General features: G+C 57.7%; 27 protein-coding genes. 14 read left to right on the top strand and 13 right to left on the bottom strand.

Features of this window, described 5'->3' with window-relative positions:
- Positions 1-136: 136 nt before the first annotated feature.
- The 4 genes from ACIPF8_RS14020 to ACIPF8_RS14005 form a co-directional block, all read right to left on the bottom strand.
- Positions 137-2,653 carry a TonB-dependent siderophore receptor gene (locus tag ACIPF8_RS14020; RefSeq protein WP_400421860.1) on the bottom strand — a complete coding sequence of 839 codons (2,517 nt, stop codon included), beginning with the start codon at positions 2,651-2,653 and terminating at the stop codon, positions 137-139.
- 93 nt (positions 2,654-2,746) lie between these two features.
- A complete protein-coding gene (locus ACIPF8_RS14015) occupies positions 2,747-3,694 on the bottom strand; it encodes a FecR family protein (RefSeq protein ID WP_400421858.1) in 948 nt (315 codons plus the stop codon).
- 9 nt (positions 3,695-3,703) lie between these two features.
- A complete protein-coding gene (locus ACIPF8_RS14010) occupies positions 3,704-4,225 on the bottom strand; it encodes a sigma-70 family RNA polymerase sigma factor (RefSeq protein WP_400421857.1) in 522 nt (173 codons plus the stop codon).
- Between the two features lie 534 nt (positions 4,226-4,759).
- Entirely contained in the window at positions 4,760-5,479 is a 720-nt protein-coding gene (locus ACIPF8_RS14005) for an SDR family oxidoreductase (protein WP_400421855.1), read from the bottom strand.
- Between the two features lie 111 nt (positions 5,480-5,590).
- Between ACIPF8_RS14005 and ACIPF8_RS14000 the strand changes: the two genes are divergently transcribed.
- The 3 genes from ACIPF8_RS14000 to ACIPF8_RS13990 are packed head-to-tail and all read left to right on the top strand — an operon-like array spanning position 5,591 to position 8,483.
- A complete protein-coding gene (locus ACIPF8_RS14000) occupies positions 5,591-6,490 on the top strand; it encodes a LysR family transcriptional regulator (RefSeq protein WP_400421854.1) in 900 nt (299 codons plus the stop codon).
- A 39-nt stretch (positions 6,491-6,529) separates the two neighbouring features.
- Entirely contained in the window at positions 6,530-7,750 is a 1,221-nt protein-coding gene (locus ACIPF8_RS13995; RefSeq protein WP_400421852.1) for a helix-turn-helix domain-containing protein, read from the top strand.
- 46 nt (positions 7,751-7,796) lie between these two features.
- On the top strand, positions 7,797-8,483 hold the full coding sequence (locus ACIPF8_RS13990) for a hypothetical protein (RefSeq protein ID WP_400421850.1): 687 nt from the start codon (positions 7,797-7,799) through the stop codon (positions 8,481-8,483).
- 126 nt (positions 8,484-8,609) lie between these two features.
- On the opposite strand, the gene ACIPF8_RS13985 is transcribed toward ACIPF8_RS13990, so the two are convergent.
- The gene (locus tag ACIPF8_RS13985) at positions 8,610-9,059 is read right to left on the bottom strand and encodes a MarR family winged helix-turn-helix transcriptional regulator (RefSeq protein ID WP_400421848.1); all 450 of its coding nucleotides are present in this window, start codon (positions 9,057-9,059) and stop codon (positions 8,610-8,612) included.
- Positions 9,060-9,127: 68 nt separating this feature from the next.
- On the opposite strand from ACIPF8_RS13985, the gene ACIPF8_RS13980 reads away from it, so the two are divergent.
- Entirely contained in the window at positions 9,128-10,279 is a 1,152-nt protein-coding gene (locus ACIPF8_RS13980) for an FAD-dependent oxidoreductase (protein ID WP_400421847.1), read from the top strand.
- Positions 10,280-10,465: 186 nt separating this feature from the next.
- Positions 10,466-11,107 (top strand): LysE family transporter, encoded by a 642-nt coding sequence (locus tag ACIPF8_RS13975; protein WP_400421845.1) that lies wholly within the window; start codon positions 10,466-10,468, stop codon positions 11,105-11,107.
- A gap of 388 nt (positions 11,108-11,495) precedes the next feature.
- Here the strand turns inward: ACIPF8_RS13975 and ACIPF8_RS13970 are convergent, their stop codons facing one another.
- The 3 genes from ACIPF8_RS13970 to ACIPF8_RS13960 form a co-directional block, all read right to left on the bottom strand.
- Complete coding sequence (locus ACIPF8_RS13970) at positions 11,496-11,903, bottom strand: DUF4267 domain-containing protein (protein WP_400421843.1); 408 nt, start codon at positions 11,901-11,903, stop codon at positions 11,496-11,498.
- On the bottom strand, positions 11,884-12,249 hold the full coding sequence (locus ACIPF8_RS13965) for an NIPSNAP family protein (protein ID WP_400421841.1): 366 nt from the start codon (positions 12,247-12,249) through the stop codon (positions 11,884-11,886). The genes ACIPF8_RS13970 and ACIPF8_RS13965 overlap by 20 nt, the downstream gene beginning before the upstream one ends.
- 170 nt (positions 12,250-12,419) lie before the next feature.
- Positions 12,420-12,845, bottom strand: a complete 426-nt coding sequence (locus ACIPF8_RS13960) for an ester cyclase (RefSeq protein ID WP_400421839.1) — start codon at positions 12,843-12,845, stop codon at positions 12,420-12,422.
- 314 nt (positions 12,846-13,159) lie between these two features.
- On the opposite strand from ACIPF8_RS13960, the gene ACIPF8_RS13955 reads away from it, so the two are divergent.
- On the top strand, positions 13,160-13,792 hold the full coding sequence (locus ACIPF8_RS13955; protein ID WP_400421837.1) for a TetR/AcrR family transcriptional regulator: 633 nt from the start codon (positions 13,160-13,162) through the stop codon (positions 13,790-13,792).
- A gap of 157 nt (positions 13,793-13,949) precedes the next feature.
- Here ACIPF8_RS13955 and ACIPF8_RS13950 read toward each other — a convergent pair whose 3' ends face one another.
- Positions 13,950-14,387, bottom strand: coding sequence for a universal stress protein (locus tag ACIPF8_RS13950; RefSeq protein ID WP_400421835.1), 438 nt, complete (start codon positions 14,385-14,387; stop codon positions 13,950-13,952).
- Between the two features lie 223 nt (positions 14,388-14,610).
- On the opposite strand from ACIPF8_RS13950, the gene ACIPF8_RS13945 reads away from it, so the two are divergent.
- Entirely contained in the window at positions 14,611-15,261 is a 651-nt protein-coding gene (locus tag ACIPF8_RS13945) for a GntR family transcriptional regulator (protein ID WP_400421833.1), read from the top strand.
- Between the two features lie 10 nt (positions 15,262-15,271).
- Entirely contained in the window at positions 15,272-15,748 is a 477-nt protein-coding gene (locus ACIPF8_RS13940; RefSeq protein ID WP_400421832.1) for an OsmC family protein, read from the top strand.
- A 170-nt stretch (positions 15,749-15,918) separates the two neighbouring features.
- Here ACIPF8_RS13940 and ACIPF8_RS13935 read toward each other — a convergent pair whose 3' ends face one another.
- Positions 15,919-16,377, bottom strand: a complete 459-nt coding sequence (locus ACIPF8_RS13935; protein WP_400421830.1) for a MarR family winged helix-turn-helix transcriptional regulator — start codon at positions 16,375-16,377, stop codon at positions 15,919-15,921.
- A 63-nt stretch (positions 16,378-16,440) separates the two neighbouring features.
- Between ACIPF8_RS13935 and ACIPF8_RS13930 the strand changes: the two genes are divergently transcribed.
- A complete protein-coding gene (locus ACIPF8_RS13930) occupies positions 16,441-16,731 on the top strand; it encodes a DUF1330 domain-containing protein (protein WP_400421829.1) in 291 nt (96 codons plus the stop codon).
- A 125-nt stretch (positions 16,732-16,856) separates the two neighbouring features.
- On the opposite strand, the gene map is transcribed toward ACIPF8_RS13930, so the two are convergent.
- Both map and ACIPF8_RS13920 read right to left on the bottom strand, forming a co-directional pair.
- Entirely contained in the window at positions 16,857-17,651 is a 795-nt protein-coding gene (gene map, locus ACIPF8_RS13925; protein ID WP_400421894.1) for a type I methionyl aminopeptidase, read from the bottom strand.
- Positions 17,651-17,878 (bottom strand): ParD-like family protein, encoded by a 228-nt coding sequence (locus tag ACIPF8_RS13920; RefSeq protein WP_400421827.1) that lies wholly within the window; start codon positions 17,876-17,878, stop codon positions 17,651-17,653. Before ACIPF8_RS13920 ends, map begins: the two co-directional genes overlap by 1 nt.
- Positions 17,879-18,192: 314 nt before the next feature.
- On the opposite strand from ACIPF8_RS13920, the gene ACIPF8_RS13915 reads away from it, so the two are divergent.
- From ACIPF8_RS13915 to rarD, 3 genes are all read left to right on the top strand, one after another.
- Positions 18,193-19,176, top strand: a complete 984-nt coding sequence (locus ACIPF8_RS13915; RefSeq protein WP_400421826.1) for a GNAT family N-acetyltransferase — start codon at positions 18,193-18,195, stop codon at positions 19,174-19,176.
- Positions 19,177-19,351: 175 nt separating this feature from the next.
- Entirely contained in the window at positions 19,352-19,558 is a 207-nt protein-coding gene (locus ACIPF8_RS13910; protein ID WP_061535236.1) for a hypothetical protein, read from the top strand.
- A gap of 29 nt (positions 19,559-19,587) precedes the next feature.
- Positions 19,588-20,520 (top strand): EamA family transporter RarD, encoded by a 933-nt coding sequence (gene rarD / locus ACIPF8_RS13905; RefSeq protein ID WP_400421823.1) that lies wholly within the window; start codon positions 19,588-19,590, stop codon positions 20,518-20,520.
- Between the two features lie 3 nt (positions 20,521-20,523).
- Here rarD and ACIPF8_RS13900 read toward each other — a convergent pair whose 3' ends face one another.
- Entirely contained in the window at positions 20,524-20,994 is a 471-nt protein-coding gene (locus tag ACIPF8_RS13900; protein WP_400421821.1) for an ACT domain-containing protein, read from the bottom strand.
- A gap of 124 nt (positions 20,995-21,118) precedes the next feature.
- Between ACIPF8_RS13900 and ACIPF8_RS13895 the strand changes: the two genes are divergently transcribed.
- Both ACIPF8_RS13895 and ACIPF8_RS13890 read left to right on the top strand, forming a co-directional pair.
- Positions 21,119-21,811, top strand: a complete 693-nt coding sequence (locus ACIPF8_RS13895) for an HAD family hydrolase (protein ID WP_400421820.1) — start codon at positions 21,119-21,121, stop codon at positions 21,809-21,811.
- Between the two features lie 70 nt (positions 21,812-21,881).
- Positions 21,882-22,511 carry a glutathione S-transferase family protein gene (locus ACIPF8_RS13890; RefSeq protein ID WP_400421818.1) on the top strand — a complete coding sequence of 210 codons (630 nt, stop codon included), beginning with the start codon at positions 21,882-21,884 and terminating at the stop codon, positions 22,509-22,511.
- Positions 22,512-22,584: the final 73 nt, after the last annotated feature.

Raw genomic sequence — 22,584 nt, 5'->3', positions numbered from 1 at the left:
CAAAGAGATATTTATCGGACCTATCTGCTCTGTATGTGCAACGGCAAACAGAAAATGACGCTCTGTTACAAATTATTTTTTTAATCTGCGATATCGGTCATGGAATGTGCCTGCCGCGAGGGGGGGGCGGCGTTGGTCAGAACTCGAAAGTATTGGTCAGCAGCAGGGTACGGGTTGGCTCTACGCCGACCGTTGAGGTGGCGAAGTCGCTGTAGAGGCGGCGATTGAAGAGGTTCTTGATGCCAAGCGTGGTCGACCAGTATCGTGTTTTGTAATAGATACTGGCATCGGTGCGCGTTTGCCCCGCGATGTGACCAAGCACGCCGGTATCCGGCACTGCCGTATATCCGCTGCGCGCCGTGAGTCCCAGGCCCAGTCCCCAGCCGCGCCAGGCTTCCGACTGAAAATCATAGGTGGTCCACAAACTGGCGCGATGCTTCGGAAACTGCGAAATTTCCGGGTCCTGGCCTGGCGGTTTTGCGTATTGAAAGGCGATGTAGCTGTAACTTGCCGTCAAATTCCAGCCGGGCATCAAGCGTCCGGCGACGTTCAGTTCGAGGCCGCGGCTGATCGTCGACGGCAGTAGCACGTAATCGATATAGGTTGACGCAGTAGTCTGTGCCCCGACTGCTTGCAGGACATTGGTATGCGTTGCCCGAAAAACGGCAGCGGAGAATGTCATCCGCTTGTTCAGCAGTTCAAGTTTGATGCCTATTTCAGTCGACCTGCCGGTAGTCGGAGGAGCGACAATCACGCCTGGCGGACCGCCATTCAGGGTTGCATCCAGGACGGTATTGCCCGGTGTGAAGCTGCGGAAAGTATTTGCATACAGCGCAGTATTTTCGTTCAACCGATAGGCAACGCCAAGATTATAGACAGGAGCATTCTTGGGCGGAGAGGTGTCGTGTTCTACGCCGTTATCGTCGGTATCGGTGGAGAAGTTATTTCGTTCCTGCTCATAACCGGCGTTGGCCAGCACATGCCAGCGGCCCCAGGTCATCTGGTCTTGCAGGAAAAAATTGGTGTAGTAGAACGTGTCGTCGGTGGTGATCAGGTTTTGCGGACCGGCCACTGGCGGCAGCTGCAAGTCGGATGGCGGCCAGGGGACGATGACGCTGCCTGACGCACTCACGTCGTTATATGATCCTAGCCGAGTCTGACCGTAGCTCATGCCGGCCAACAGCGTATGGTGCAACGGCCCGGTTTGAAATGTACCGCGCACGCTGTTTTCGATGTTGCGGGTGTAGCTTGTGATATTGGCGAGATCAACAGAGCAAATGCCGCTGGTTGCGCCAATATCGAACTGGAAGCAATTATCATATCCCGCCGCGTCGTAGCGCAGCTTGGTATATTGCGCCTTGCTGAGAAACGTCCAGTTTGGCGAGAGGCGTTGCTCAAGATCGTAAAAAAGCTCCGTTTTTGCGGCAAAGCTGTGGTCGTCAGGCCGCCCCCAAGGCGAGGTCTGCTGGTCCGCTCCAGGGCCTAACGCCGTCAGTTCAGCACTCTGGTAGCCGCCAAACGGCAGACGGTTGATCTGGTGGCTGAAGCCGGTAACGATGCTGGTTCCGTCATGCTTGTAACCTATCGACGGCGCCAGGTAGAGTGCGCGCGCGCCATCGTAGCCATCGAATGTACGCGCGTCGTCGGTGGCGGAGACAACGGTACGATAGGTCCAGCGTCGATCTGCCGACAGGCTGCCGGCCAGATCGAGCGATGCGCGCCGATGGCCGTCGTTGCTGATGTCCAGCGTCGCCTCCCGGATCACGTTTGCCTGTGGCCGCTTGGTGACGATATTGACGGCGCCGCCTGGCTCCATTGGCCCGCCGGCAATGATGGAGTCGGCGCCACCAAGTACTTCCACGCGCTCAACAGCAGCAATGGGAACATCTAACGAAGTGATTGCCCATGAGCCTGACGCTCGGCCATTGGTCACGTTGGCCAGCGAGACCAGGTCGGCCACGCCATTCTTCATGATCGGTGCGACAAAACCTCTTACGTAGATGGTGCTGGCCTGGTCAACGCCGCTACCGCGCGCGAACGAGACCGCACTGACATTGCGCAAGGAGTCGACAACCGATTGCGTCTGTTGGCTCTCCATCAGATCCGTTGTCACCCCTTGGATTGATTGGGGAATGTCGGCCAACGGCGTATTGGTGCGCGTGGCGGATCGGGTGTCGCGAATGATGAATCCGATGTCATGGTAGCCGTGGTAAGTCTCCGCAGAATTGGTGACGACGACCGGTGGCAGTACCGACGGCTCTGGTTCTGGTTCGGGTTCAGGTAAGACGCTTGGCGCCGGCAAAATTTCTGGCGCGGTTGGCGGTGTCGTTTTGAGCGCAGCGCGGCGCACGCCAAATGAGCCGTCGGGATTGGCTATGGCCTCCAGGCCGGTCCCTTGCATTGCCTCGCGCAGCGCGTCTTGCACAGTGAAGTTGCCGTTGACCCCGGCAGACTTCAACGATCCGACCAAGGCCGGATCGAAAAGGATGATGCCTCTGACGGATTTGGCAATCGCTACCAGCACCTGCTCCAGCTGACCGGCAGGAATATGGAAACTGGCTTTGGCCGGCTGGGCCGCTGCGGCGAATGCCGGAGTAGTCCAAACCGACGTAGCAGCAACTACCAGCACAGAAGCGGCAAGCGGAGACATCATGACACTGGCGGCACAGCGATATCGCATGGTGGTAGGGGGAGGAAACTGGATTGGGCAATCTGCCGACTGTCGTGGTCAACGGTGCCGGAGTGGCTATGCCTGTGCGGAAATTGTGACCCAGTAAGGTGTAAAGCGGGCCACCGCAACGGGCAGGGTGGCAGCCAGTGCATTGAGCGCATGATCGCTATCGTCCAGCGGAAAAGCGCCGCTGACCCTGAGTTGCGCCACTGCCGGGTCCACTCGGATCACGCCGCGTCGATAGGGGCGCAAGGCGCCAACCACATCGATCAACGGTTCGTTAAATGCCGTGTAATAGCCGTCGACCCATGAATTTTCGCTGCCGTGATTACTCTGCACGGAAGCAATTGCACTGCGGCTGAACCAGGTATGCTGGCCCGGCTGCAGCTGTCCGTTCTGGCCATTCAGTGTCGTCAAGCTGGCCACCGACTGCAGGGAGACGACCTCTGTGCGTTCTGGCAATGCGCTGACCAATAACGTGCCGCTCAAGGTGCTCGCACTGCCATACGCCGTTTCTATTACGAACGGACGTTGCGCCAGGGAGGCGACCTGGATTTGCAATTCGCCCTCCGTCAGCCTCAGCAAGCGGCGACTCTGGTCTATCCAGCGGTCGGCAGAACTGCGTGCGTTCAATGTCACGACACTGCCGTCTGCCAGCGTGAAAGTCTGGCGCTCGCCGGTGCCAGTGCGCAAGTCGGCATTCATGTTCAGGATCGGCGTCACCTGATTGACCAGCACGGCTGCACCAACGCTCAAGCCGGCGAGGGCGGCGATCCGTTGCAAGGTCTTGCGTCGATCTTTCCGTTGTTGCAATGTGTGGCGTAAAACCTCGGTTGTCGCCCCCAATTGGCGTGGCACATCGAATTGATGCACCGATTTTGTCAAATTGGCAAAAGCGATTTCGTGGCGTGCATCGGCATCACGCCAATGCTCAAAGGCCACGCGATCGGCACTGGTGAAATCCGGCAGCTCCAGCCGCAGCATCCAATCAATCGCTTGTTCGACGATTTTTTCTTCGCTCATGGTCAAGGCTCAGGCAAGAGGCGCAAAAGAGCAGGCCTTGTAGCATTGCAGGAGTCCCTTCGCCACGTATCTTCTGGCGACACTCGCCGAGATGCCCAACTGCAGCGCAATGTCCGGATAGGTCAAGCCATCGAGCTTGTACAGCAGGAACGCGGCGCATTCACGGCGCGACAGTCCGGCCAAGGCGCGGTCCATGGCGCGCAACGCTTCCAGCAACTGCATTTGATCCTCGGGCGAGCTTGCATATTGCTCGTTGCTGAGGTGTTCGAGAGCTTGCAGGCAGGCTTGTTCAAGATCGCGCCGGCGCCATATTTCGTAGACGATGCGCTGCGAGATGGTTGTCAACAACGCTTTAGGTTCGCGAATATGTTGCGCAATCGGCGCTGCCAGCAATTGCATGAAGGTTTCGGCCGCCACGTCATCGGCCGCAGACGCATCGCCGACGCTACGGCGTAGGCGAGCCCGCAGCCAGTTGTGATGGGCAACGAAGATGGCCTCGATATTATTCGCGTCAATTGATGAACTGGTCACAATGGCATTCCTGTCATATCTGAACTAGCAGCCCATTACTTCATGGGGTAAAACCTGTAAAAACTGTGACTACGCAAAGCAGCCAATGCCAACGGCCAATGCCGATCCAAACGCATCGAAAGCCTCAAGCGACAGCACGGTCGACGTTGAGGCGATTGGTCATGTGAATGTTTTTTATTGTACGGAATTGTTTATTTTGTAATCGTCGCGCTTCCGGCTAAACGACACAGTGATCGCGCCATATTCTATCTCGATATTCCTGGCCATGTCGTTTAATGTAACTTATTGTACAAATAAAAACAGGTCAAAATATCAATTGTTGCGACATGGAAAATTTTCTTTTCTATTTGGATGTCGCGATATATCGCTGCGTACACTGGTCTATCTGTAGCCGCGTTTCATCAAGGCACCGACGCGACAAGGGAAGTTCCGATACCCGAGCCAGTGGATTAATGTGGGTCGTTTCGAGTAGGGAGGAAGCCGGAGAAATGGGGTGATGTCAATGGAGGCAAGCTTGCCTCCACCGACATCATTTCAGACCAGAACACCGCCGCCGTCGATCACGATCACCTGTCCCGTGGCAAACGCGTTGTTCATCAGATAGAGATAGGTCTGCGCGATATCGTCGGCTTCGCCAACCCGGCCAACCAGCAGTTGCCCGCCAGCCTGACGATACATCGCTTCGCGTTCGCTCTCGGGAATGTTCGACCAGAGCGGAGTGCGTACAAAACCAGGGTTGACGATGTTGACTCGAATCGGCGCGAGTTCGACCGCAAGTGCGCGCATGAAAGCTTCCATGGCGCCGCAAATGCTGGTTGCGATCGACCAGCCTTTCTGCGGCCGCGCGCTGGCGATGCCGCTGGTGAGTGTGATCGATCCGCCGTGCCGAATAGTTGGCGTCGCCGCTTTTACTGCGGCAATCGCGCCAAATACGCGCAAATCGAAAGCCTTGCGCGCTGCGCTCATGTCGGTGTGTGCGAGCTCGCCAATTTGCAGGGTATCGCCGGCTGTATAGACCAAATGATCGAAACCGCCGATTTCGGCGAACAGCCTGTCCACCGAATCGATATCGTTCAAGTCCACAACCTTGCCCTCGGCGCGCGCGCCCAGTTCTGCAACGGCCGCCGCAACCTTATCTTGGCGGGACGATGACACAACCACCGTCGCCCCCTGTGCCAATGCAGCGTGCGCCGTGGCCAATCCTATGCCGGAGGTTCCGCCGAGTATCACGACTTTCTTGTTTTGCAGATTCATGTTGATCCTTTGCTATGTTGGCTGCGTCACATGACGTCTGCAAATTATGATTGCATAGCTGTACTTGATAAACGATGATGTATTTATTTCACTCGTAAGTAATTCTTCTGAATGGATCGTTTCGTCAGCATGTCGATTTTCGTCCGCGTCGTCGAGCGCGGCAGCTTTGCCGCTGCCGCGGAAGGCAGCGGCATGACCGCAACCATGGTTGGCAATCACATCCGTGCGCTTGAGCGCATGCTCGGTGCGCGGCTCCTGAACCGGACCACGCGGCGGCAAAGTTTGACCGAAATCGGCCACAGTTATTACGAGCAATGCGTCAGTATCCTGGCGCAGCTGCAGTCGGCGGAAATCGATGCCCGCGATATGCGGGCACGACCGCGCGGACACCTGCGAGTAAGCGCGCCAATCATCTATGCCTCCTATAAGCTGGCGCCGGCGATGAAGGAGTATCTTGAGCGCTATCCGGATGTGCATGTGGAACTGTCGCTGAGCGACCGTATAGTTGATCTTGCCGACGGTGGCTTCGATGCGGCCATCCGCGTTGGTACTTTGCCGGATTCGAATCTGATCGCACGACCGCTGGCGCCGTCAAAGCGCATTGTCTGTGCGGCGCCGGCATATCTGTCAAAACACGGGACGCCGATCGAGCCGAAGGATTTGGCAGATCACCATTGCCTGGCTTTTGGCGTTAACAGTGGTCCCGAGCGTGACTGGCGCTTCATTCTCGCCGACGGCACGCAACAGACCGTGCGCGTACCCGGCCGCCTCGATGTCAGCGGCGGCCAGGCTTTGCGTCAGGCAGCGCTTGCCGGCCTCGGCATTATTTGGATGCCGGAAATAATGCTGGAGAACGACATCGCCGAAGGGCGGCTTGTTCAATTGTTTGCCGACCTGGGCGCGCCGGCTTTTCCGGTACATATCGTCTATCTGCCTGAACGCAAGATAACGGCCAAGCTTGCCAGCTTTGTTGATTTCGTGACGGCGCGATTCGGTCTTCACCCGGAATAAGCGCGAGGTGACAGCAGCGCGGCGGTGTATCCTGTCGCCATGGATTCCCTGATCGCAGCCTCCGCGCGTGCGCTCGCCGCCGGCGACGTGCTCGGCGCACTCAAGCGGGTTGCCCTGCGCGACGACCCGCCGGCGCTGGCCTTGCGCGGCATCGCCATGGCCCAGCTCGGCGAGCATACGCGCGCCCGTGAACTCCTGCGGCGTGCCGCCCGTGGCTTCGGCGCCCATGAGGAACTGGCACGCGCGCGTTGCGTTGTCGCCGAGGCTGAGGTGGCGCTAGCGGTACGCGATCTCAGCGGTTCGCCGCGTTCGCTGACGGCGGCCTTGAGCACGCTGGAGGCGCACGCCGATCACGCCAATGCGCTGCAAGCGCAGCTCATCGCAGCGCGCAGACTCCTGCTGCTTGGCCGCCTTGACGAAACCGAGGCAGTATTGTCCCTGCTTGATACGCGCGGTTTGCCGCCATCACTGACGGCAGTGGCCGAGTTGACTGCGGCGGAGCTGGCGTTACGCTCACTGCGCGTCGACGCCGCACGGGCGGCGCTCGCCCGTGCCCACGATGCGGCCATGCGTTCAGGCGTGCCTGCGCTCCTGGCCGAAGTGGCGGAGGCGCGTACCGCGCTCGATCGTCCTGCGGCCCGGCACCTTTTTGCTGGCGGTGAGCGCGCATTGCGCCTTGACGAAGTCGCGGAGCTCATGGCTTCAGGTGCGCTGGTGATCGATGCCTGTCGTCGCGCGCTGGGTACCGGTTCTGCGTGGCGCTCGCTGGCACGGCGGCCGGTACTGTTCACGTTGGCGCGTACGCTCGCCGAGGCGTGGCCCGGCGATGTCGACCGGGAAGCCTTGATCGCCTGCGCATTCCATACGCATCGTCCCAACGAATCGCATCGAGCCCGCTTGCGAGTGGAGATCGGGCGCCTGCGCGCACTCGTCACGACGCTGGCTGGTATCGAGGCTAGCGCGCGCGGTTTCGTTCTCAAGCCATTCGACGGCCGTACCGTGGTATTGTTGGCGCCGCCGATTGACGGCGAACAGGCGGCGCTGGAGGCACTGCTTGCCGACGGTGCAGCCTGGTCAACCTCGGCCCTGGCACAGGCCTTGGGGGGCAGTCAGCGCACTGTCCAGCGGGCGCTGGCAGAGCTTGAATCCGCCGGGCGGGTGCGTTCAATCGGGCAGGCGCGGGCGCGTCGCTGGCTGGCGCCGCCACTGGCAGGATTCACGACAATCTTGTTACTCCCTACCGCGCTGCAGATGGAATAAAGTTGTCTTGCAGCGCCGATACGAGGCGCATCACAAGGAGCCAGCGATGACCAGCAATCTCAGCAAGATCGGCAAAGACACCTCCGCAGTAACGGCGCAAACGGCCGAGATCGTGCGCGAATATGGACCTTTCCCCGGCGCCAACGGCGTGCATGGCGTGACCCACGATGGCCAACGCGTCTGGGCCGCTACCGGCGCCAGACTGATCGCCTTCGATCCCGAGAGTGGCGAACCTACGCGTACGCTTGACCGTCCGTGCGATGCCGGCACCGCCTTCGACGGCACGCACCTCTATCAGATCGCCGAGGAGCGCATCGACAAGATCGATCCCGCCAACGGCAACGTGCTGGCCTCGATCCCGGCTCCCGGTCACGGCTTCGATTCGGGGCTGGCCTGGGCCGAGGGCAGTCTGTGGGTAGGCCAGTACCGCGATCGCAAGATCCATCAGATCGATCCGGCCAACGGCGCCATCATCCGCACCATTGAGTCGAATCGTTTCGTCACCGGCGTGACCTGGGTCGACGGCGAACTATGGCACGGCACCTGGGAAGGCGATGAGAGCGATATCCGGCGTATCGATCCGCACAGCGGCGCCGTGCTGGAGCGGCTTGAGATGCCGCCCGGCGCCGGCGTCAGCGGACTTGAGTCCGATGGCGCGGGGCTCTTTTACTGCGGCGGTGGCGGCAGTGGCAAGGTCCGCGCAGTGCGCCGTCCTAAAGGAGCAGGCTTGTGAACGTATGTCGTTAGTCCGCCGCATCGAAATAAAATGGAGCGGGTGCGCCACCGCGGCCGCTCCATGTCCGAGCAGGGAGGCGCAGCTGTTTCATGCTGCCATGAGTGGCCCGGAGTAGGGGCGCCTTCAGCTCTCCATCTCGCCGATCGCACGATCAAGATTGGCATTCACGCGCAGTATCAGCGCCATCAGTTGATCCTGCTCCTCTTTGCTAAAACCTGACAAGGCTTGCCGGCTGACGGCTTCCATCACGGCTTTTCCTTTTGGCAAGCGCTGCGAAGCATCGGCGGTCAGCGAGATCAGGTGGCTGCGCCTGTCGTCGGGATCGGGGGCGCGTTGCACCAGGCCGTCGCGCTCCATCCGATTCAGCAGTTGCGCCATGCTCGGCTGTTCTACCTGCGCCAGCCGCGCCAGCGCAGCTTGCGACAGTTGGCCGTTCTTCTTTAGTGATACCAGCACCGGCAGTTGGCCCACGGCCAACCCGAGTACGCCCAATGGGCCGTCGACCAGCCGCGCGAACGTACGATAGGTGTGCCCGATGAGCCTCATGGGATTGTCGGAGAGATTGTTTTTCATGATATTGACATTGGATAGTTGACTATGTTCTTATATAGGCACCTATGATAAATGAATTGGTCAATTCTGTGAACAAACAATTGCACATCGCCATCGTCGGCGCGGGCCCCGGAGGGCTTACCCTTGCGCGTATCCTGCATCTGAACGGCATTGCCGTGACGGTATTCGAGCAAGAATCGCATCCTCTGGAACGCCCGCAAGGCGGCACCCTGGATTTGCATGAGGACTCCGGGTTGGAGGCAGTCAGGCTGGCAGGTCTCATGGATGCATTCCTGGCGATTGCCCGCTATGAGGACCAAGGCTCGCGCTTGCTTGATAAAGCAGGGCGGGTATTGTTTGAAGATGACGATGCTGACGGCGATCGTCCGGAAGTCGACCGCACGGAACTGCGCGCCATGCTGCTGCAGGCATTGCCGGCCGATTGCGTGCGCTGGGGCCACGCGACGCGGGAGGTGCAGGCAACGGATGATGGCCGTTGGACCCTGGCCTTCGATCACGGCAGCGCTGGACCGTTCGACCTGGTGGTGGGCGCCGATGGCACATGGTCGCGGATACGGCCGCTGCTGTCGCCTTACCGGCCGCAATACAGCGGCCTCACCTTCATCGAGTGTGGCATCGACGACGTTGACCGCAGTCATCCCAAGCTGTCGCAGTTGGTCGGCCGCGGCAAGATGGGCGTTGAGGGCGATTGCAAGGAAATCATCGCGCAGCGCAACGGTAATGCGCACATCCGTGCCTATGCAATCTTCCGGGTGCCGGCCGATTGGGCGGCACGGCGTTTTGACATCGGTTCACCTGCTGCCATGCGGGCAGAACTCATCAAAGAGTTCGCTGGTTTTTCCGACGAGATTCTCGATCTCTTTCGGGCCAGTAACGATGCGTTCGCGATCCGTCCGATCTACGCGCTGCCGGTCGGGCATTGCTGGACGAACCGGCGTGGGCTGACGTTGCTGGGCGACGCTGCGCATGTCATGTCGCCATTTGGCGGTGACGGGGTAAATAACGCCATGTTCGATGCCGCCGAATTGGCGCGATTGCTGACGACGCGCAGCGATTGGGCCGAGGCTGTCGCTGAATATGAGGCACTGATGTTTGCGCGTGTTGTCGAATCCGCCGCAGGAGCTGCGGAGGGCGCCGCAACGCAGTTGTCGCATGTCGGTCAGGAATTGACGCTGGAAATGTATCGGGGACATGTCAGCGCCAGGTCTGCCAAGGCCTAAGCGGAAATACAACCCGTACGAAATTGGCGGCTGTCGGGGGCAAGTCTTGGCGCTAGGCTATAATCGGAGCGCCATGTAGCCTGTTTGTTTGCATCGATCCTGGCTCCGGCCAGATAGGCGTTTACCTTGAAATTGATGCATGCAAATTTAAACTGAACCCCGTAGTTTTGTGACCATTTCCTATCCATGAATCCCCATACCTGGTTTACCTTTTTTGCCGCTTGCTGGCTGATTGCCATTTCTCCAGGGTCAGGCGCAGTGTTGTCGATGTCGCATGGCCTGTCATATGGCGTAAAGAGAACGTCGGCAACTATCGCCGGCCTGCAAATGGGCTTGCTGCTGATCTTGTTTATTGCTGGTGCAGGAGTCGGTTCCATCTTGCTGACGTCGGAAACCATGTTCACGGTGGTCAAGACGATTGGCGCCTTGTACCTGATCTACCTGGGGTTGAGCCAGTGGCGGGCAAAAATCGACACCGCTGCTTTGCAGCGTCCTGAGCCAACTGCGCGGGCAACACCGCCCAGCGTGCGCAAGCGCATGCTGTTGGGATTCATGACCAATGCCACCAATCCGAAGGGGATCATCTTCATGGTGGCGGTGCTGCCGCAGTTCATCAGCGCCGATGGCCCTTTGCTGCCGCAATTATTGATTCTGGCGGTGACCATGTGTGCGGTGGATCTGATGGTGATGCACGGCTATGCCTTTGCCGCATCGACCATGCAAGGTTATTTTCGCGACGCGCGCGCAATGAAGAAACAGAACCGGTTTTTCGGCGGCGTATTGATGGCGGTGGGCACGGCATTGTTTTTTGTTAAGCGCAGCGCTTAGATCCGGCGCCGGGCCGGTGATGGTTGGATTGTATTTTTTGTATTAATAAAGATCGGCCGAATTTCTATGCGTCTTCATAAGATGTTGGTTTGAGCTGGTTTCGCAGTAATCGAGAAAGCCGTAACTCCTCTATGGAGTTGCGGCTTTTTTTGTGACGCACGTATCTCGCGCCCAATAATTTAATTTCCCGTAAGAAAATTGTTTGAATTTGGCTGGGCTAAAGGCAGGTCGCTTGGTCAACATCGATACAGATCGAGGTTTTCTGCTTGTCAGGCGTGTGGCGCCGGTGAATTGCACGTACTTGTACAAAATTACCAAATTCGAATTGCATTTTTCATAATAATTACAGGAAAAATTCATACTACACACATCGGGTCATGTCATTGCGTCAGGATTTGTTCCGTCCATGAAGGAAGACGGCGACGATCGTCATATACACCGCTGTTCCCCAATGAATAAAGATGGGTGGTGCAAAGCCGAGATGCTTCAAAATGACAAATCCGTCACCAATGGCGATGAACACTGCGATGGAGTAGATTATTGCGACTGTCCGTCGGTGTCCCCTAAAGAGAAGCACCAGGACAGCGACACCCGCGAAAATGTCGCGAATGCCTTTGGTCCACATAAAGGGAAAGGCGGCCGGATCGGTAATCGGTATGCCGAAGCCAGCTGATGCCCCCACTGGGTTGAAGATGAAGTTGATGCCGAACCCAATGATTGCGGCCGGTACCAGGAAAGTGAACCAGAACAGCGGCGTATTCCACTTCAATGTCGAACTATTTAGTTCTGCATTCATATTTATTCTTCCTTTCATTGGGGCAGCTGGACGTCGAACTTGTTGGTGGAATCAGGATCGTTGATTCGACACTGAGGATATTGGCGACATCAAACCCGCGGGCGTCGTTGGCTGCCTCCGGGCTTTCTATGTAACGCTGAGCGACCTCACCTGGATCATCGCCTTCCGTATAGGAAACCATCATGAAGGCCTTGGGTGATGGATCGTCTTGGGCGGTCCAGATGCCATGAGCCTGGACGCCGAACAAATGGAAATTCTGAAGGTGGCGGGGATAGATCGTGTTGGTATAGAAATCGAGCGCGTCTTTCGTGCGCATCGTGTATACGCGAAGTTCAAAGGTTCGCATGGTGAGCTCCTGTTGAGAAATGGCTGTTCATCGTCACGTGGCATGTTTCGCTGGGGCGTTGCGTCAATCTCCGACAAAATTTCAGAGCGATTGAGTTGAGCCTTTGTGCGCCAAACGATCAAGGACCCACGCATCGCGCCATTACTTTGTGGGTCTTCGAAAATCGCGGGTTAAGACGGTTGCCTCGGTGGTGGAACGGCGCCGATCTGGATGAAGACGTCGAGAGTATTGAGTTCGTCCCAATGCTCAACGAAGCGGCCGTTCTCGACTCGCCAGATGTCGATCGAGCGCATGACGAAGGCTTGGCCCGTACCGGGATAGCCGAGGAGATTTCCGGTGTGCGTGCCGTCGTAACGGTAACGGCCGACCACGCGGGAGCCATCGGCCGAGACGAAGACATCTTCTGCGGTCACCTTGAGGTCGGGCACCCCTGCGATGATGGCTCCAAGGACCTTCTTTGAACCCTCCAGGCCCGGTTCGGCAAAAGCATTGTGGTTCACATAATTGGGCGCCTTGATCTCGTCGAGGCGTGATAGATCGTGGCTGGACATGATCTCGGCGAAGAGATAGCCGAGCTTTTTCAAATCGGTTGACATTTGGTTCTCCTGGTTTGGGCGAAGCCGGTTGGCCTTGCGATGTTCAGATACTAAACAGTGTTCAGTATTGAGTCAACAGTTCAAAATAAAATAAATAGTTGATTAAATTTCCTAGGTTGCAATAAATCGGGTATCTATGCGATTGCGCCTCAGTTACAATCCACGTAGAAAGTGTTTGCATAACGTGGCGTGTCTGGGGCGATTTGGGCTTGGGGCGCCGGCCAGAACTTGCTTCAGTTGAGTTCCGTATTGGACTTGCTGCTTCGGCTACTTTGCGTTTTCCAAACACTGCGCGCGAACTACTTGGGGGAATAATGGGAATTCAAGAGCGCCGCGAGCGCGAACGCGCTGCGGTTCGCAAGCAAATTGTCGACGCTGCAGAAATGATCGCGGCAGACAAGGGGTGGGACGCTGTGACAATTCGTGCGGTTGCCGGAGCAATTGAGTACAGTCCAGCGCTCATCTACGAGTATTTTGCCAACAAGGATGAAATACTGCTCGATCTGATGCGTCAGGGCTTTGGACGCCTTCACGTTGAGTTGGTGAGGGTTGTCGATGCGGCGGAGACGCCTGCAGCCGCTGTCGAAGGCATCGGGTTCGCTTATTGGGAGTTTGCGCTCGCGAGCCCAACGCTGTATCAATTGATGCATGACTTGCGCGGTGTTCCTTTCGGAACCAATGAAACGCCACCGGAGGCCCTTGCGTGTTTCAAGGATTTGCATGCGCCAATAGGGCGCTTGATGGCGGAGGCGGGCAATAACGAGGCCAGCGACAGTGAAGCGCAAACAGATTTATATTGGGCGTTTTTGCATGGGCTGGTTTCGTTGACCATGAATCAACGCATTAAAGGCGGTCCGGAACGCGCGTCAACTTTGGTTCGTCGGTTGACGCATGACTTCATTCAAAGCTGCATTGGCCCGGCCCATTGCATCGAAAACTCGCAATAGCCCGCTGCCGGTCGCGCGAAGCAACTAGCTTGCGTTCCGGCATTCCGCCGTTGTGGCAGTGGGAAAGTATCTTGATTACTTCAACCTCTTCGACTTGTCTGAAGTCCCGATAGAGTTGCCCAAGCGCGAAAAAGCCGGTGGGGAAGTTGCGTGCCGTTTAACGAAATACCAGAACCGGTTTCTTGCTATGGGTTAGCACTTTCTGGGTTTCTCCGGCGGCAAAGATGCCTCTTACTCCTTTCCTGCCATGCGATGCCATGGTGATCATGTCGCAATCGTTTTCCTCGGCTACCTGAATAATCGCCTCGTAAGGATGATTGCTGACGACATATCGGGTGTCGCACTCGACTCCCGCCGCTTGCGCCGCCTTTTCGATCTCTTCCAGCAGTTTGACGGCCTGGGCGACGCCTTGCTGGTCGAACTGTTCCTTGGTCTCCGCCAGGGTGAGCAGCTGGCGGCTGAAGACATGATATTCCGGGATCACATGGACGCCGGTTATCCGGGCGCTGGTCGCCTTGGCAAACTGGATGCTTTGCCGAATCGCCGATTCGGACGCTGCAGAACCATCGGTCGGTAGTAGAAGATGCTTGAACATGGTCTTCTCCTTGAATCATGTTTTCGATACGGCAAGGTTGTTTGGCGCTCCCGACGTGGCCTTATTGTCTTTTGCGGAAAGCGTTGCTTCTGTTTAAAGCATATGAGGTATGTGGGAAAAAGCCAGTGAATGCATTCCATGCACATGGTCTGCGACGGGGGCTCATTGGCTGGTCGCGGAGGGTTGTTTGACACCGCTGTCCCAGATTGGATACAATTATCCAATGTCGAATATAGCTGCCTCAGCCTCCACCTCAGCCGCCATCATTGCGGCCCGCCTGCGCGCCGATATCAACGAGGGCCGCTGGCCGGATGGCACCGCGCTGCGGCAGGACGAATTGGCGATGCTGTATGGCGTCAGTCGCATTCCGGTGCGCGAAGCCCTCAACCTGTTGCGTGACGATGGGCTGGTGGTGATCGAACCGAATCGCGGCGCTTACATCATCAAGCTGAGCGTTGCCGAAGTTGAAGAGATATTCGATTTGCGCATCCTGCTCGAGGCCGATGCACTGCGCCGCGCGATTCCCGCCCATAGTCGCAAGACGCTGGTGCTGATCGAGGCCATGCAGGCCCAGCTTGAGCTGGAAGATGTCAAGGCCGCCTGGATGCAGAGCGACCGCGCCTTTCACGAAGCGCTGTATGCGCCTTCCGATCGCCCTCAAACACTCGTATTGATCAACAAGTTGCGTTCACGCGTCGAGCGCTATGGCTTGTCCAAGCTGCGTCCCGGTTCGCGGCGCGAAGGATGGGCGCGCGAGCATCGGCAATTGCTTGCCGCCGTGGCGGCGGGCGATGTCGAGGGAGCGGTCAGGGTATTGAGTGAACATCTGCAGGAAACTTGTCGCGCCGTATGTGCGGCGCTAACGCAAACCTAGGAGAGTGAGCATGTCCAGTCATATCGCTACCGTCGAGTGGCAGCGTTCAGGAGCGCAATTCATCGATAATCGCTACAGTCGCGCCCATCAATGGCAATTCGATGGTGGTGCGGTGGTGCCGGCATCGAGTTCGCCGCATGTGGTCAAGGTGCCACTCTCGAATCCGGCCAACGTCGATCCCGAGGAGGCTTTCGTGGTTTCCTTGTCGAGCTGCCACATGTTGTGGTTCCTGGGGTTGGCGGCAAATGCCGGCTATGTAGTCGACAGCTATGTCGACCAGGCGCGCGGACACATGCAGCGCGCAGCCGATGGCAAAAGCTGGGTCGCGCTGGTTGAGTTGCTGCCGCAGGTGGTGTTTTCCGGCGTCAAGATGCCGGACGATGCGGCAGTGGAAGGCTTGCACCACAAGGCGCACGAAGAGTGCTTCCTGGCGCGCTCCGTTAAAAGCGAAATCCGGATTGAGGGCGGTTGGTGTTACCAGGCCTGATGCCTCTTTGCAGATCGGGAGTGTGGCCAGGTTGCGATCATTGCTATTGGTTCACGCTCCCTATGGTCTGACAGGCAGGGACAGGGTATCGACTCGAGGTTGAAGAGGAGGCTCCTTCACGGGATTGCAACGCCCTGCAGGCGTCGTTTGCGTCGCGCTTGGCAATCCCGCTATGCCGAAGAGGATTCGGCCGCCTTGGCCAGTTCCGACATTGCCTGCCTGGCCGAATGCAGTTTTTCATCGCCCATGCGACGGGCGAGTTCCGCCTTGGCCCAATTCCACACCGGGAACGCATCGACCACGAGTTGACGCCCGGATGTCGTCAGGGCTAGCCGCTTCCCGGCGCGGCCACGTCCGCCTTCAGCACTGACCAGGTCCCGACTCTCAAGATTCTGGACATTTCGGCTGAGGGTGGTCGGATCGACCCCGGCCCTGTCCGCAAGCTCGACCAGCGTCGCTCCCTCAGTCTCACCGATCCCAACCAAGAGGCTGAATTGCTCGGCCGTCAAGCCGAGCGGCTTGAAGCATGCATTGTAATAACGCGTGAGCGCGCGCGCCGTTGCACGCGCCTGGAAGCCCGGACATTCCGCTGCGACGTCCTTCAAAGACTCTGGATTGAAACCGTTCACATCTATCTCCTTGACAATCTCATTTTCGCATAATAATGTATATGCACTATTCATGGGGAAATAATGCCAGCATACGTACACGTCAATCTACGCGTCATCGACGCCGCCAAGCAGGCCGCGCTCGCTCCACGTTTTCAGGCGGCGCTAAAAGAGGCGGGCGGACAGATCCTGCATTTCGGTCCGGTTGCGCAGATTCTGGAGGGTGATCAGGAGCCGCTGCCGATGGCCGGCGTGTTCGAGTTTCCGACTCTGGCCCAAGCGCAAGCCTTCTACAATTCCGAGAGGTATGCGCCGATCAAGGCCGAACGGCGGGAAGCCCAGCAAGCGCGGATGTTCATAGTCGAAACTGCGTGACGCGCCGGTCCTTGCCTGCATCATCGCAGTTGGCCTTTTCCTGAAAGGGTAAAAGGCCAGTTTCGACCTTATTCGTCGGCGCTTCCGCGATGTGTAAACCTCTTATGCTTCGCAACAGGTTTGAATCAGGGAGCGATCGGAGAATAATCTCCGAATCCGTCAGGCCACAGTGTCAGGACTTCAAAGCCCGTTTCTGTCACTGCCACCATGTGTTCCCATTGGGCAGACAGGGAGTGGTCCTGGGTCACGACGGTCCATCCGTCTGGCAATTCTTTTGAATGCCGCTTGCCGGCGTTAATCATTGGCTCAATCGTGAATACCATGCCGGTTTGCAGAGTCAGCCCTTGGCCTGGTTGACCGTAATGCAGCACCTGCAAATCCTCGTGGTAGATCCTGCCAATACCGTGGCCGCAATATTCGCGCACCACGCTGAAACCCTCCTTGTGTGCGACAGATTGGATGGCATGGCCGATATCGCCGAACGTTGCCCCCGGCCTTACCGCGCGAATGCCTGCGCGCATCGCTTCGTAAGTCGTGCTCACCAAGCGTTTGGACAAGATGCTAGGCTGACCCACAAAATACATGCGGCTTGTATCCCCGTGCCACCCATCCTTCGTTAATGCGACGTCGATATTGATGATGTCGCCATTCTTCAATGGTTTGTCGGAAGGTATGCCATGGCAGATGACATGATTGACTGATGTGCAGATCGTTTTGGGGTAACCGTTGTAGCCGATATTGATTGGCACCGCTTGAAGAACATCTACGATGTAATCGTGACATAGCTTGTCCAGCTGATTGGTCGTGACTCCAGGCCGAACGTGTTCGGCAATCATGCGCAAGACATCTGCCGCCAGCGCACCGGCCGTCCGTAGCATCGCGATATCGGAAGGCGTCTTGATTTCGACTTGAGCGGCCATCATGCTTTTTCAAGCGACAAGGTGATTTCTTGCGGGGAGTCCGCAGCTTGCTGTTCGGCCTCTCTGAGTTTTTGGCAAATGTCGTTATAACAAAGGCCAGGATTCAACTCGGCCATCATGCCGACACGCAGCCAGTGCTCGGCTTGCGAGTTGATCGAGCGGCTCATGGCGCCGCTTGTGAGGCGCAGATTGGTATGCATCTGCTCAGTGATTTTGACGATTCCCATAAGCTGCCTATTTATATGAAATATATATGGTTTGTATATAAATCGTATATTAGCACGCTGACTATGAAAATGCTGCTGTTTGCATCCATGGGCTGAGTCGATACGACAAGTCCATTTACCGGCCGGGAGACTTCTGGTGCCGATTTCGGGCCCTAAGGCAGCTCAATTATATTTAAAAATGTTCCTGCGGCAACAATGCCTGTAAAGCCTTCACGAGCGTTGCGCTTCAACATCTCGGCAAAGTCAGGCTTGCATCAGGCGGATTTAGTAATTATATTGGTTGCGATGCGCAACTAATATAATGTGAGTGTTTCATGGACCTTGTCGATGTTCCTGCCCAACCCCGAGAAACGACGATTCTTGCACTCCGGGAGTTTTCCCGAAAACTGGTTCGCGAACTCGGCTTCATGCGAACCACCTTGGCTGATAGCGATCTCGCACCGTCGGCCGTTCACGCGATCATCGAAATCGGGGCGGCGCCGGGGATAAGCGCCAAGGACTTGGGCAACATCCTGCGATTGGACAAATCGAACACGAGCAGGCAGGTCGCCAGGATGGAAGCTGGCGGACTTGTGACGCGTACGGTCGCAAGCGCAGATGCGCGTACCTTCGAGCTGTATTTGACGGAAGCAGGGCAGAAACTCCGGAAAAAGATCGACCGCTTCGCGACGGATCAAGTCTCCAACGCGCTGCGGCGCATGGTCCCCGCTGATCAGCAAGCCCTGGTCCGTTCTCTCGCGCTATACGCCGACGCACTCGCGCAGGACAGTTCGCTCAAAGCTCCTCCCGAAAGTGCCGCGACGGCCCGGATCGTGGAGGGATACCAGCCTGGCTGTATCGGCGACGTCGCGAGCTTGCATGCCCGCTTTTACTCGGAGCACTGGGGGTTCGGCGCATTCTTCGAGAACAGGGTGGCAACCGAGCTTGCCGAGTTTGCCGGCACGTTGCCAGCCGATGGCAAGGCGCTATGGCTCTACATCGAAAATGGCCGTTCTCTCGCCTCCCTGGCCATCGACGGCAATGATGAAACGGGTATCGCCCATTTACGCTGGTTCATTGTGGACGATTCATTGCGTGGTTCTGGCGTCGGGCGGCAACTGATGTCCCATGCGATGAACTTTGTCGACGGGCGCTTCAGAGAGACCTACCTCTGGACCTTCAAGGGGCTGGATGCGGCGCGCAATCTGTACGGAAAATTCGGCTTTCAATTGACGGATGAATCGGAGGGCGCGCAGTGGGGAACCCGGGTCATCGAGCAACGCTTCAGTCGCCGCTCTGCCGCCCGTGGGGCCAAGTAGCCGCGATTCCGGTTTGTCACGTGATGGGCCAAAGATGGGTTTGCTCTGCCTGCTGCAGCGCTGCGACGCCAGCCGATTTCCAGCGATGGGCAAGTGCGCGAGCAACCCTGCGGGCCGGCTTCCTGATAAGCTTCGTGACGGCCGTATCGGCAATACATGTAAAACAGGAAATAAAATGGCAAAGAAGAAAAATGATGATCTGGATCCGGAAACCCTGGCCCTGATCAACTGGTGCATCGAAGTTGAAGGTTTCCTGGTGGCTGGCGGCGCAACGCTGGAGCAGGCACAGGAACATATTGAAGAGCAGGTCGAATGGTTTACCGACCAGTTTTACGACGGTTTGACGCCCGAGCAAGCCGCCAAAGCCGCGCTCAGCGATTGAGGTTGGCGGCATCCATGAATTCCAATTGAATGAACCAGCATGAGATAGGGCGCGGCATCAGTTTGTCGGTCGGCGCTTCGATGGTGTTCGCTTTGCTGTCCGGCTATACCAAATGGCTGACGCCGCTCGATGGGCTGGATATCTTCGCCTGGCGCGTGGTGTGGACCTTGCCGGGAGCGCTGGCATTGGTGATCCTGCGCCAGCGCATGCCGCAAGCGCGCGAGTTGCTGCGGCGCCTGCTGCGTGAACCGTTGACTTGCGCCATGCTGCTGGTGGTGGCGGCCTTGTTGGGGGTGCAGCTGTGGATCTTCTTGTGGGCGCCGCTGCATGGCCGCGCATTGGAAGTGTCACTGGGCTATTTTCTGTTGCCGTTGACGATGGTGCTGGTCGGCCGCTTTTATTATCACGAGCGGCTCGATGTGTTTCAGTGGCTGGCGGTGGCGTTCGCGCTGGTCGGCGTGCTGCATGAGCTGTGGATGACGCGCAGCTTTGCCTGGCCGACGTTGGTGGTGGCGCTCGGCTATCCGCCGTATTTTATCCTGCGTCGTAAGATCAATGCCGATCCTGCCGTGGCGTTTGCGATCGAGATGGCGTTGCTGTTGCCGTTTGCAGTGGCGATGCTTTACACGCGGGATTCGTGGGCACTGGTTGCGCACCGGCCGGACATGCTGTTCGTGCTGTTGCCGGGGTTGGGTCTGCTGAGCACCATCGCGCTGGCTTCTTACCTGGGCGCCAGCCGCCTGCTGCCGATGGCCTTGTTCGGCATCCTTGGCTATGTCGAACCGGTGTTGCTGGTTGGCGTGGCGATTGTCTTTCTGGGTGAAGCGCTGGCGCCGGGACAACTGGCGACCTACATTCCGATCTGGTGTGCAGTTGGCCTGACGGCGGTGCATAGCGTGCGCCTGCTGCGCCGGGAAAAGGCCTTGCGGCGCGATGCCGCGGCCAATCGTTTGACGCCCTGAGAATTATCGGTCGGCTTGCGATTGCTGCGTCTGGCGGGCGTGACGTTGCGCCAGTTCGCCCAGCACCGTCAGCGCCTCGTCGGCGCGCGCCGCCGGTACAAATACATGATCGTGAAAATACGCGGCGACCACGTTGGCGCTGATGCCGGACTGCGCCAGTTCGGTTGCCACACATGCGGTCAGTCCGACTGCGGCCAGGCTGGAATGCACGCTGAGGGTGATCATCGAGAACAGGCCGTCGTATTTCAGGCCGGCATCGTCGGCGGCCTGCCGTTCCAGGATCAGCGTTAGTCCCTCGGTTTCCTGGAAAGAAGCGATCGGCGCCAGGGCTGCAAAGCTGCCGTAAGCATGTCCCGGTATCGTGCAGAACACAAACAACTCCTTGTGCGCAACCGGGTGCATTGAAGCAAGCAGGGTGTCAAGATCGGTGATGGCGCTCATCGTCGTATATTCGGGGTGTTGGTTAATCGTCATGAATTCTCATGATACACCGCGCCGCCACATTGAAGTCATCGTGCTGTCATAAGACTGCTATATGTTCCGATCAGCGGTTGCGGACACACATTGCCAGCAGCACCTGTTTCCTGACGGATGACTCATGTACAAAAACAACAAGCGACTAATCATTCTTGATGCCGACGGCACCACCATCGATGCCTACAGTGCGATCGACAAGACCTTTTCCCGCCACGGCATGGAAATTGGCGATGAGGAACGGTTTCAAAAGCGCCGCCGCCTGTTCAAATACCTGGGCGGCTTGAAGGAGTTTCCATCCAACCTGAAGAAACAGATCGGCAAGCAGAGCCGCAAGCTGCTGATTGCCACCTTGACCGAGGTCTACCGTGAAGAAGCGTTGCTGTATCCCGGCATTGCCAGCCTGGTGCAAAGCCTGATCGCCGCACCCGACGTGGTGGTCGGCCTGGTCACGCGCAACGTCACCAACCAGCCGGAGGAAACCCTCAGGCAATTGTTCCGACGTCACGACATCGATCTGGACGCTCTCGATTTTTTCGCGCATATCCCGACCCACCAGGAAAAAGTCCAGGAATTCCGCGCGATCCGCGAACGCCTCGACATCAACCCGGCACGCGCTTACATCTGCGGCGATGAACACAAGGATTACCTGTCGGCGATCGGCAGCGGCATGCATCCTTTCATGGTCTCTTACGGCTTTGAAAGCCACAAGCGGCTGATCAAGAAATTCCTGGTGCCGGAAGAAATTATTTCACGCTCGCCGGCGGAGCTATGCCAACGCGTGCGGCATGCGCTGGAATTGCTAAATTTGAATTGATTTAGCCGGGAAGGGCCACTCCTGCTAGAATTTATCTCTTAGGCAGAAGAGATAGGACGAGGCAGGAGACATGTACACACTCTACGGTTTCAAGGGTTCCGGTTCGGCAGCAGTCGAAGCGGCGCTTGAAATGGCCGCGCTGCCGTATCGCAAGGTTGATGCTGCGTCCTGGGCCGAAACATCGGCAATCGACGAATTGCAGCGCTTGAACCCACTCAGGCAGATTCCCACGCTGAAACTTCCGGACGGTGGCGTTTTGACAGAAAGCGCGGCTATCCTTTTACACCTGGGTTTGCATCACCCATCTTCCCATTTGCTGCCGATTGATCCCGGGCAACGTGCGCAGGCTATCCGCGGCCTGGTGTTCGTCGCCGCCAATTGCTATGCGGCGATCGGCGTCATCGATTTCCCGGAACGCTGGTGCGTTGACGCCGACACTGCCGTGCAGGAGCAGATCCGGCTTGGCGCCACCGAGCGGCTGCATCGCAACTGGGAAATTTTTGCCGATACCTTTCCGCAGCATCCTTTCCTCAACGGTTCCAGGCCCGGCGCGCTTGACCTGCTGGCCGCAGTGGTCTCCAGATGGTCGGGCGCACGCGCCCACCTGGCGCAAGTGCGCCCGGATTTTGCCGCAGCCATTGCGAAGGTGGAGCGCCACCCGGACATCGCGCCGGTGTGGGCGCGGCATTGGGAAAGCTGATTTTGTATTACACGTTATTGAGGCCGTCAGCACAGCCGGCGGATTGATTTTAAAAATAGGGAGACCAGTTGTG

The sequence above is a fragment of the Collimonas sp. NPDC087041 genome (genome assembly GCF_044745265.1).
GTDB lineage: Bacteria > Pseudomonadota > Gammaproteobacteria > Burkholderiales > Burkholderiaceae_D > Collimonas.
The sequence above is the reverse complement of the archived record's forward strand: the minus strand, read 5'-3'. Positions and strand labels throughout refer to the sequence as shown.

What these genes read in the sequence shown, in the direction of transcription:
- ACIPF8_RS13960 (WP_400421839.1), bottom strand. Translation starts at nt 12,845, where the DNA reads ATGTCAACCGATTTGAAAAAGCTCGGCTATCTCTTCGCCGAGATCATG.
- ACIPF8_RS13920 (WP_400421827.1), bottom strand. Translation starts at nt 17,878, where the DNA reads ATGGGAATCGTCAAAATCACTGAGCAGATGCATACCAATCTGCGCCTC.
- map (WP_400421894.1), bottom strand. Translation starts at nt 17,651, where the DNA reads ATGGCCGCTCAAGTCGAAATCAAGACGCCTTCCGATATCGCGATGCTA.
- ACIPF8_RS13955 (WP_400421837.1), top strand. Translation starts at nt 13,160, where the DNA reads ATGGGAATTCAAGAGCGCCGCGAGCGCGAACGCGCTGCGGTTCGCAAG.
- ACIPF8_RS13940 (WP_400421832.1), top strand. Translation starts at nt 15,272, where the DNA reads ATGTCCAGTCATATCGCTACCGTCGAGTGGCAGCGTTCAGGAGCGCAA.
- rarD (WP_400421823.1), top strand. Translation starts at nt 19,588, where the DNA reads ATGAACCAGCATGAGATAGGGCGCGGCATCAGTTTGTCGGTCGGCGCT.
- ACIPF8_RS14015 (WP_400421858.1), bottom strand. Translation starts at nt 3,694, where the DNA reads ATGAGCGAAGAAAAAATCGTCGAACAAGCGATTGATTGGATGCTGCGG.
- ACIPF8_RS13985 (WP_400421848.1), bottom strand. Translation starts at nt 9,059, where the DNA reads ATGAAAAACAATCTCTCCGACAATCCCATGAGGCTCATCGGGCACACC.
- ACIPF8_RS13990 (WP_400421850.1), top strand. Translation starts at nt 7,797, where the DNA reads ATGACCAGCAATCTCAGCAAGATCGGCAAAGACACCTCCGCAGTAACG.
- ACIPF8_RS14005 (WP_400421855.1), bottom strand. Translation starts at nt 5,479, where the DNA reads ATGAATCTGCAAAACAAGAAAGTCGTGATACTCGGCGGAACCTCCGGC.
- ACIPF8_RS13965 (WP_400421841.1), bottom strand. Translation starts at nt 12,249, where the DNA reads ATGCGAACCTTTGAACTTCGCGTATACACGATGCGCACGAAAGACGCG.
- ACIPF8_RS13975 (WP_400421845.1), top strand. Translation starts at nt 10,466, where the DNA reads ATGAATCCCCATACCTGGTTTACCTTTTTTGCCGCTTGCTGGCTGATT.
- ACIPF8_RS13930 (WP_400421829.1), top strand. Translation starts at nt 16,441, where the DNA reads ATGCCAGCATACGTACACGTCAATCTACGCGTCATCGACGCCGCCAAG.
- ACIPF8_RS13995 (WP_400421852.1), top strand. Translation starts at nt 6,530, where the DNA reads ATGGATTCCCTGATCGCAGCCTCCGCGCGTGCGCTCGCCGCCGGCGAC.
- ACIPF8_RS13950 (WP_400421835.1), bottom strand. Translation starts at nt 14,387, where the DNA reads ATGTTCAAGCATCTTCTACTACCGACCGATGGTTCTGCAGCGTCCGAA.
- ACIPF8_RS13890 (WP_400421818.1), top strand. Translation starts at nt 21,882, where the DNA reads ATGTACACACTCTACGGTTTCAAGGGTTCCGGTTCGGCAGCAGTCGAA.
- ACIPF8_RS13945 (WP_400421833.1), top strand. Translation starts at nt 14,611, where the DNA reads ATGTCGAATATAGCTGCCTCAGCCTCCACCTCAGCCGCCATCATTGCG.
- ACIPF8_RS13970 (WP_400421843.1), bottom strand. Translation starts at nt 11,903, where the DNA reads ATGAATGCAGAACTAAATAGTTCGACATTGAAGTGGAATACGCCGCTG.
- ACIPF8_RS13910 (WP_061535236.1), top strand. Translation starts at nt 19,352, where the DNA reads ATGGCAAAGAAGAAAAATGATGATCTGGATCCGGAAACCCTGGCCCTG.
- ACIPF8_RS13895 (WP_400421820.1), top strand. Translation starts at nt 21,119, where the DNA reads ATGTACAAAAACAACAAGCGACTAATCATTCTTGATGCCGACGGCACC.
- ACIPF8_RS14000 (WP_400421854.1), top strand. Translation starts at nt 5,591, where the DNA reads ATGGATCGTTTCGTCAGCATGTCGATTTTCGTCCGCGTCGTCGAGCGC.
- ACIPF8_RS13915 (WP_400421826.1), top strand. Translation starts at nt 18,193, where the DNA reads ATGGACCTTGTCGATGTTCCTGCCCAACCCCGAGAAACGACGATTCTT.
- ACIPF8_RS13900 (WP_400421821.1), bottom strand. Translation starts at nt 20,994, where the DNA reads ATGACGATTAACCAACACCCCGAATATACGACGATGAGCGCCATCACC.
- ACIPF8_RS14020 (WP_400421860.1), bottom strand. Translation starts at nt 2,653, where the DNA reads ATGATGTCTCCGCTTGCCGCTTCTGTGCTGGTAGTTGCTGCTACGTCG.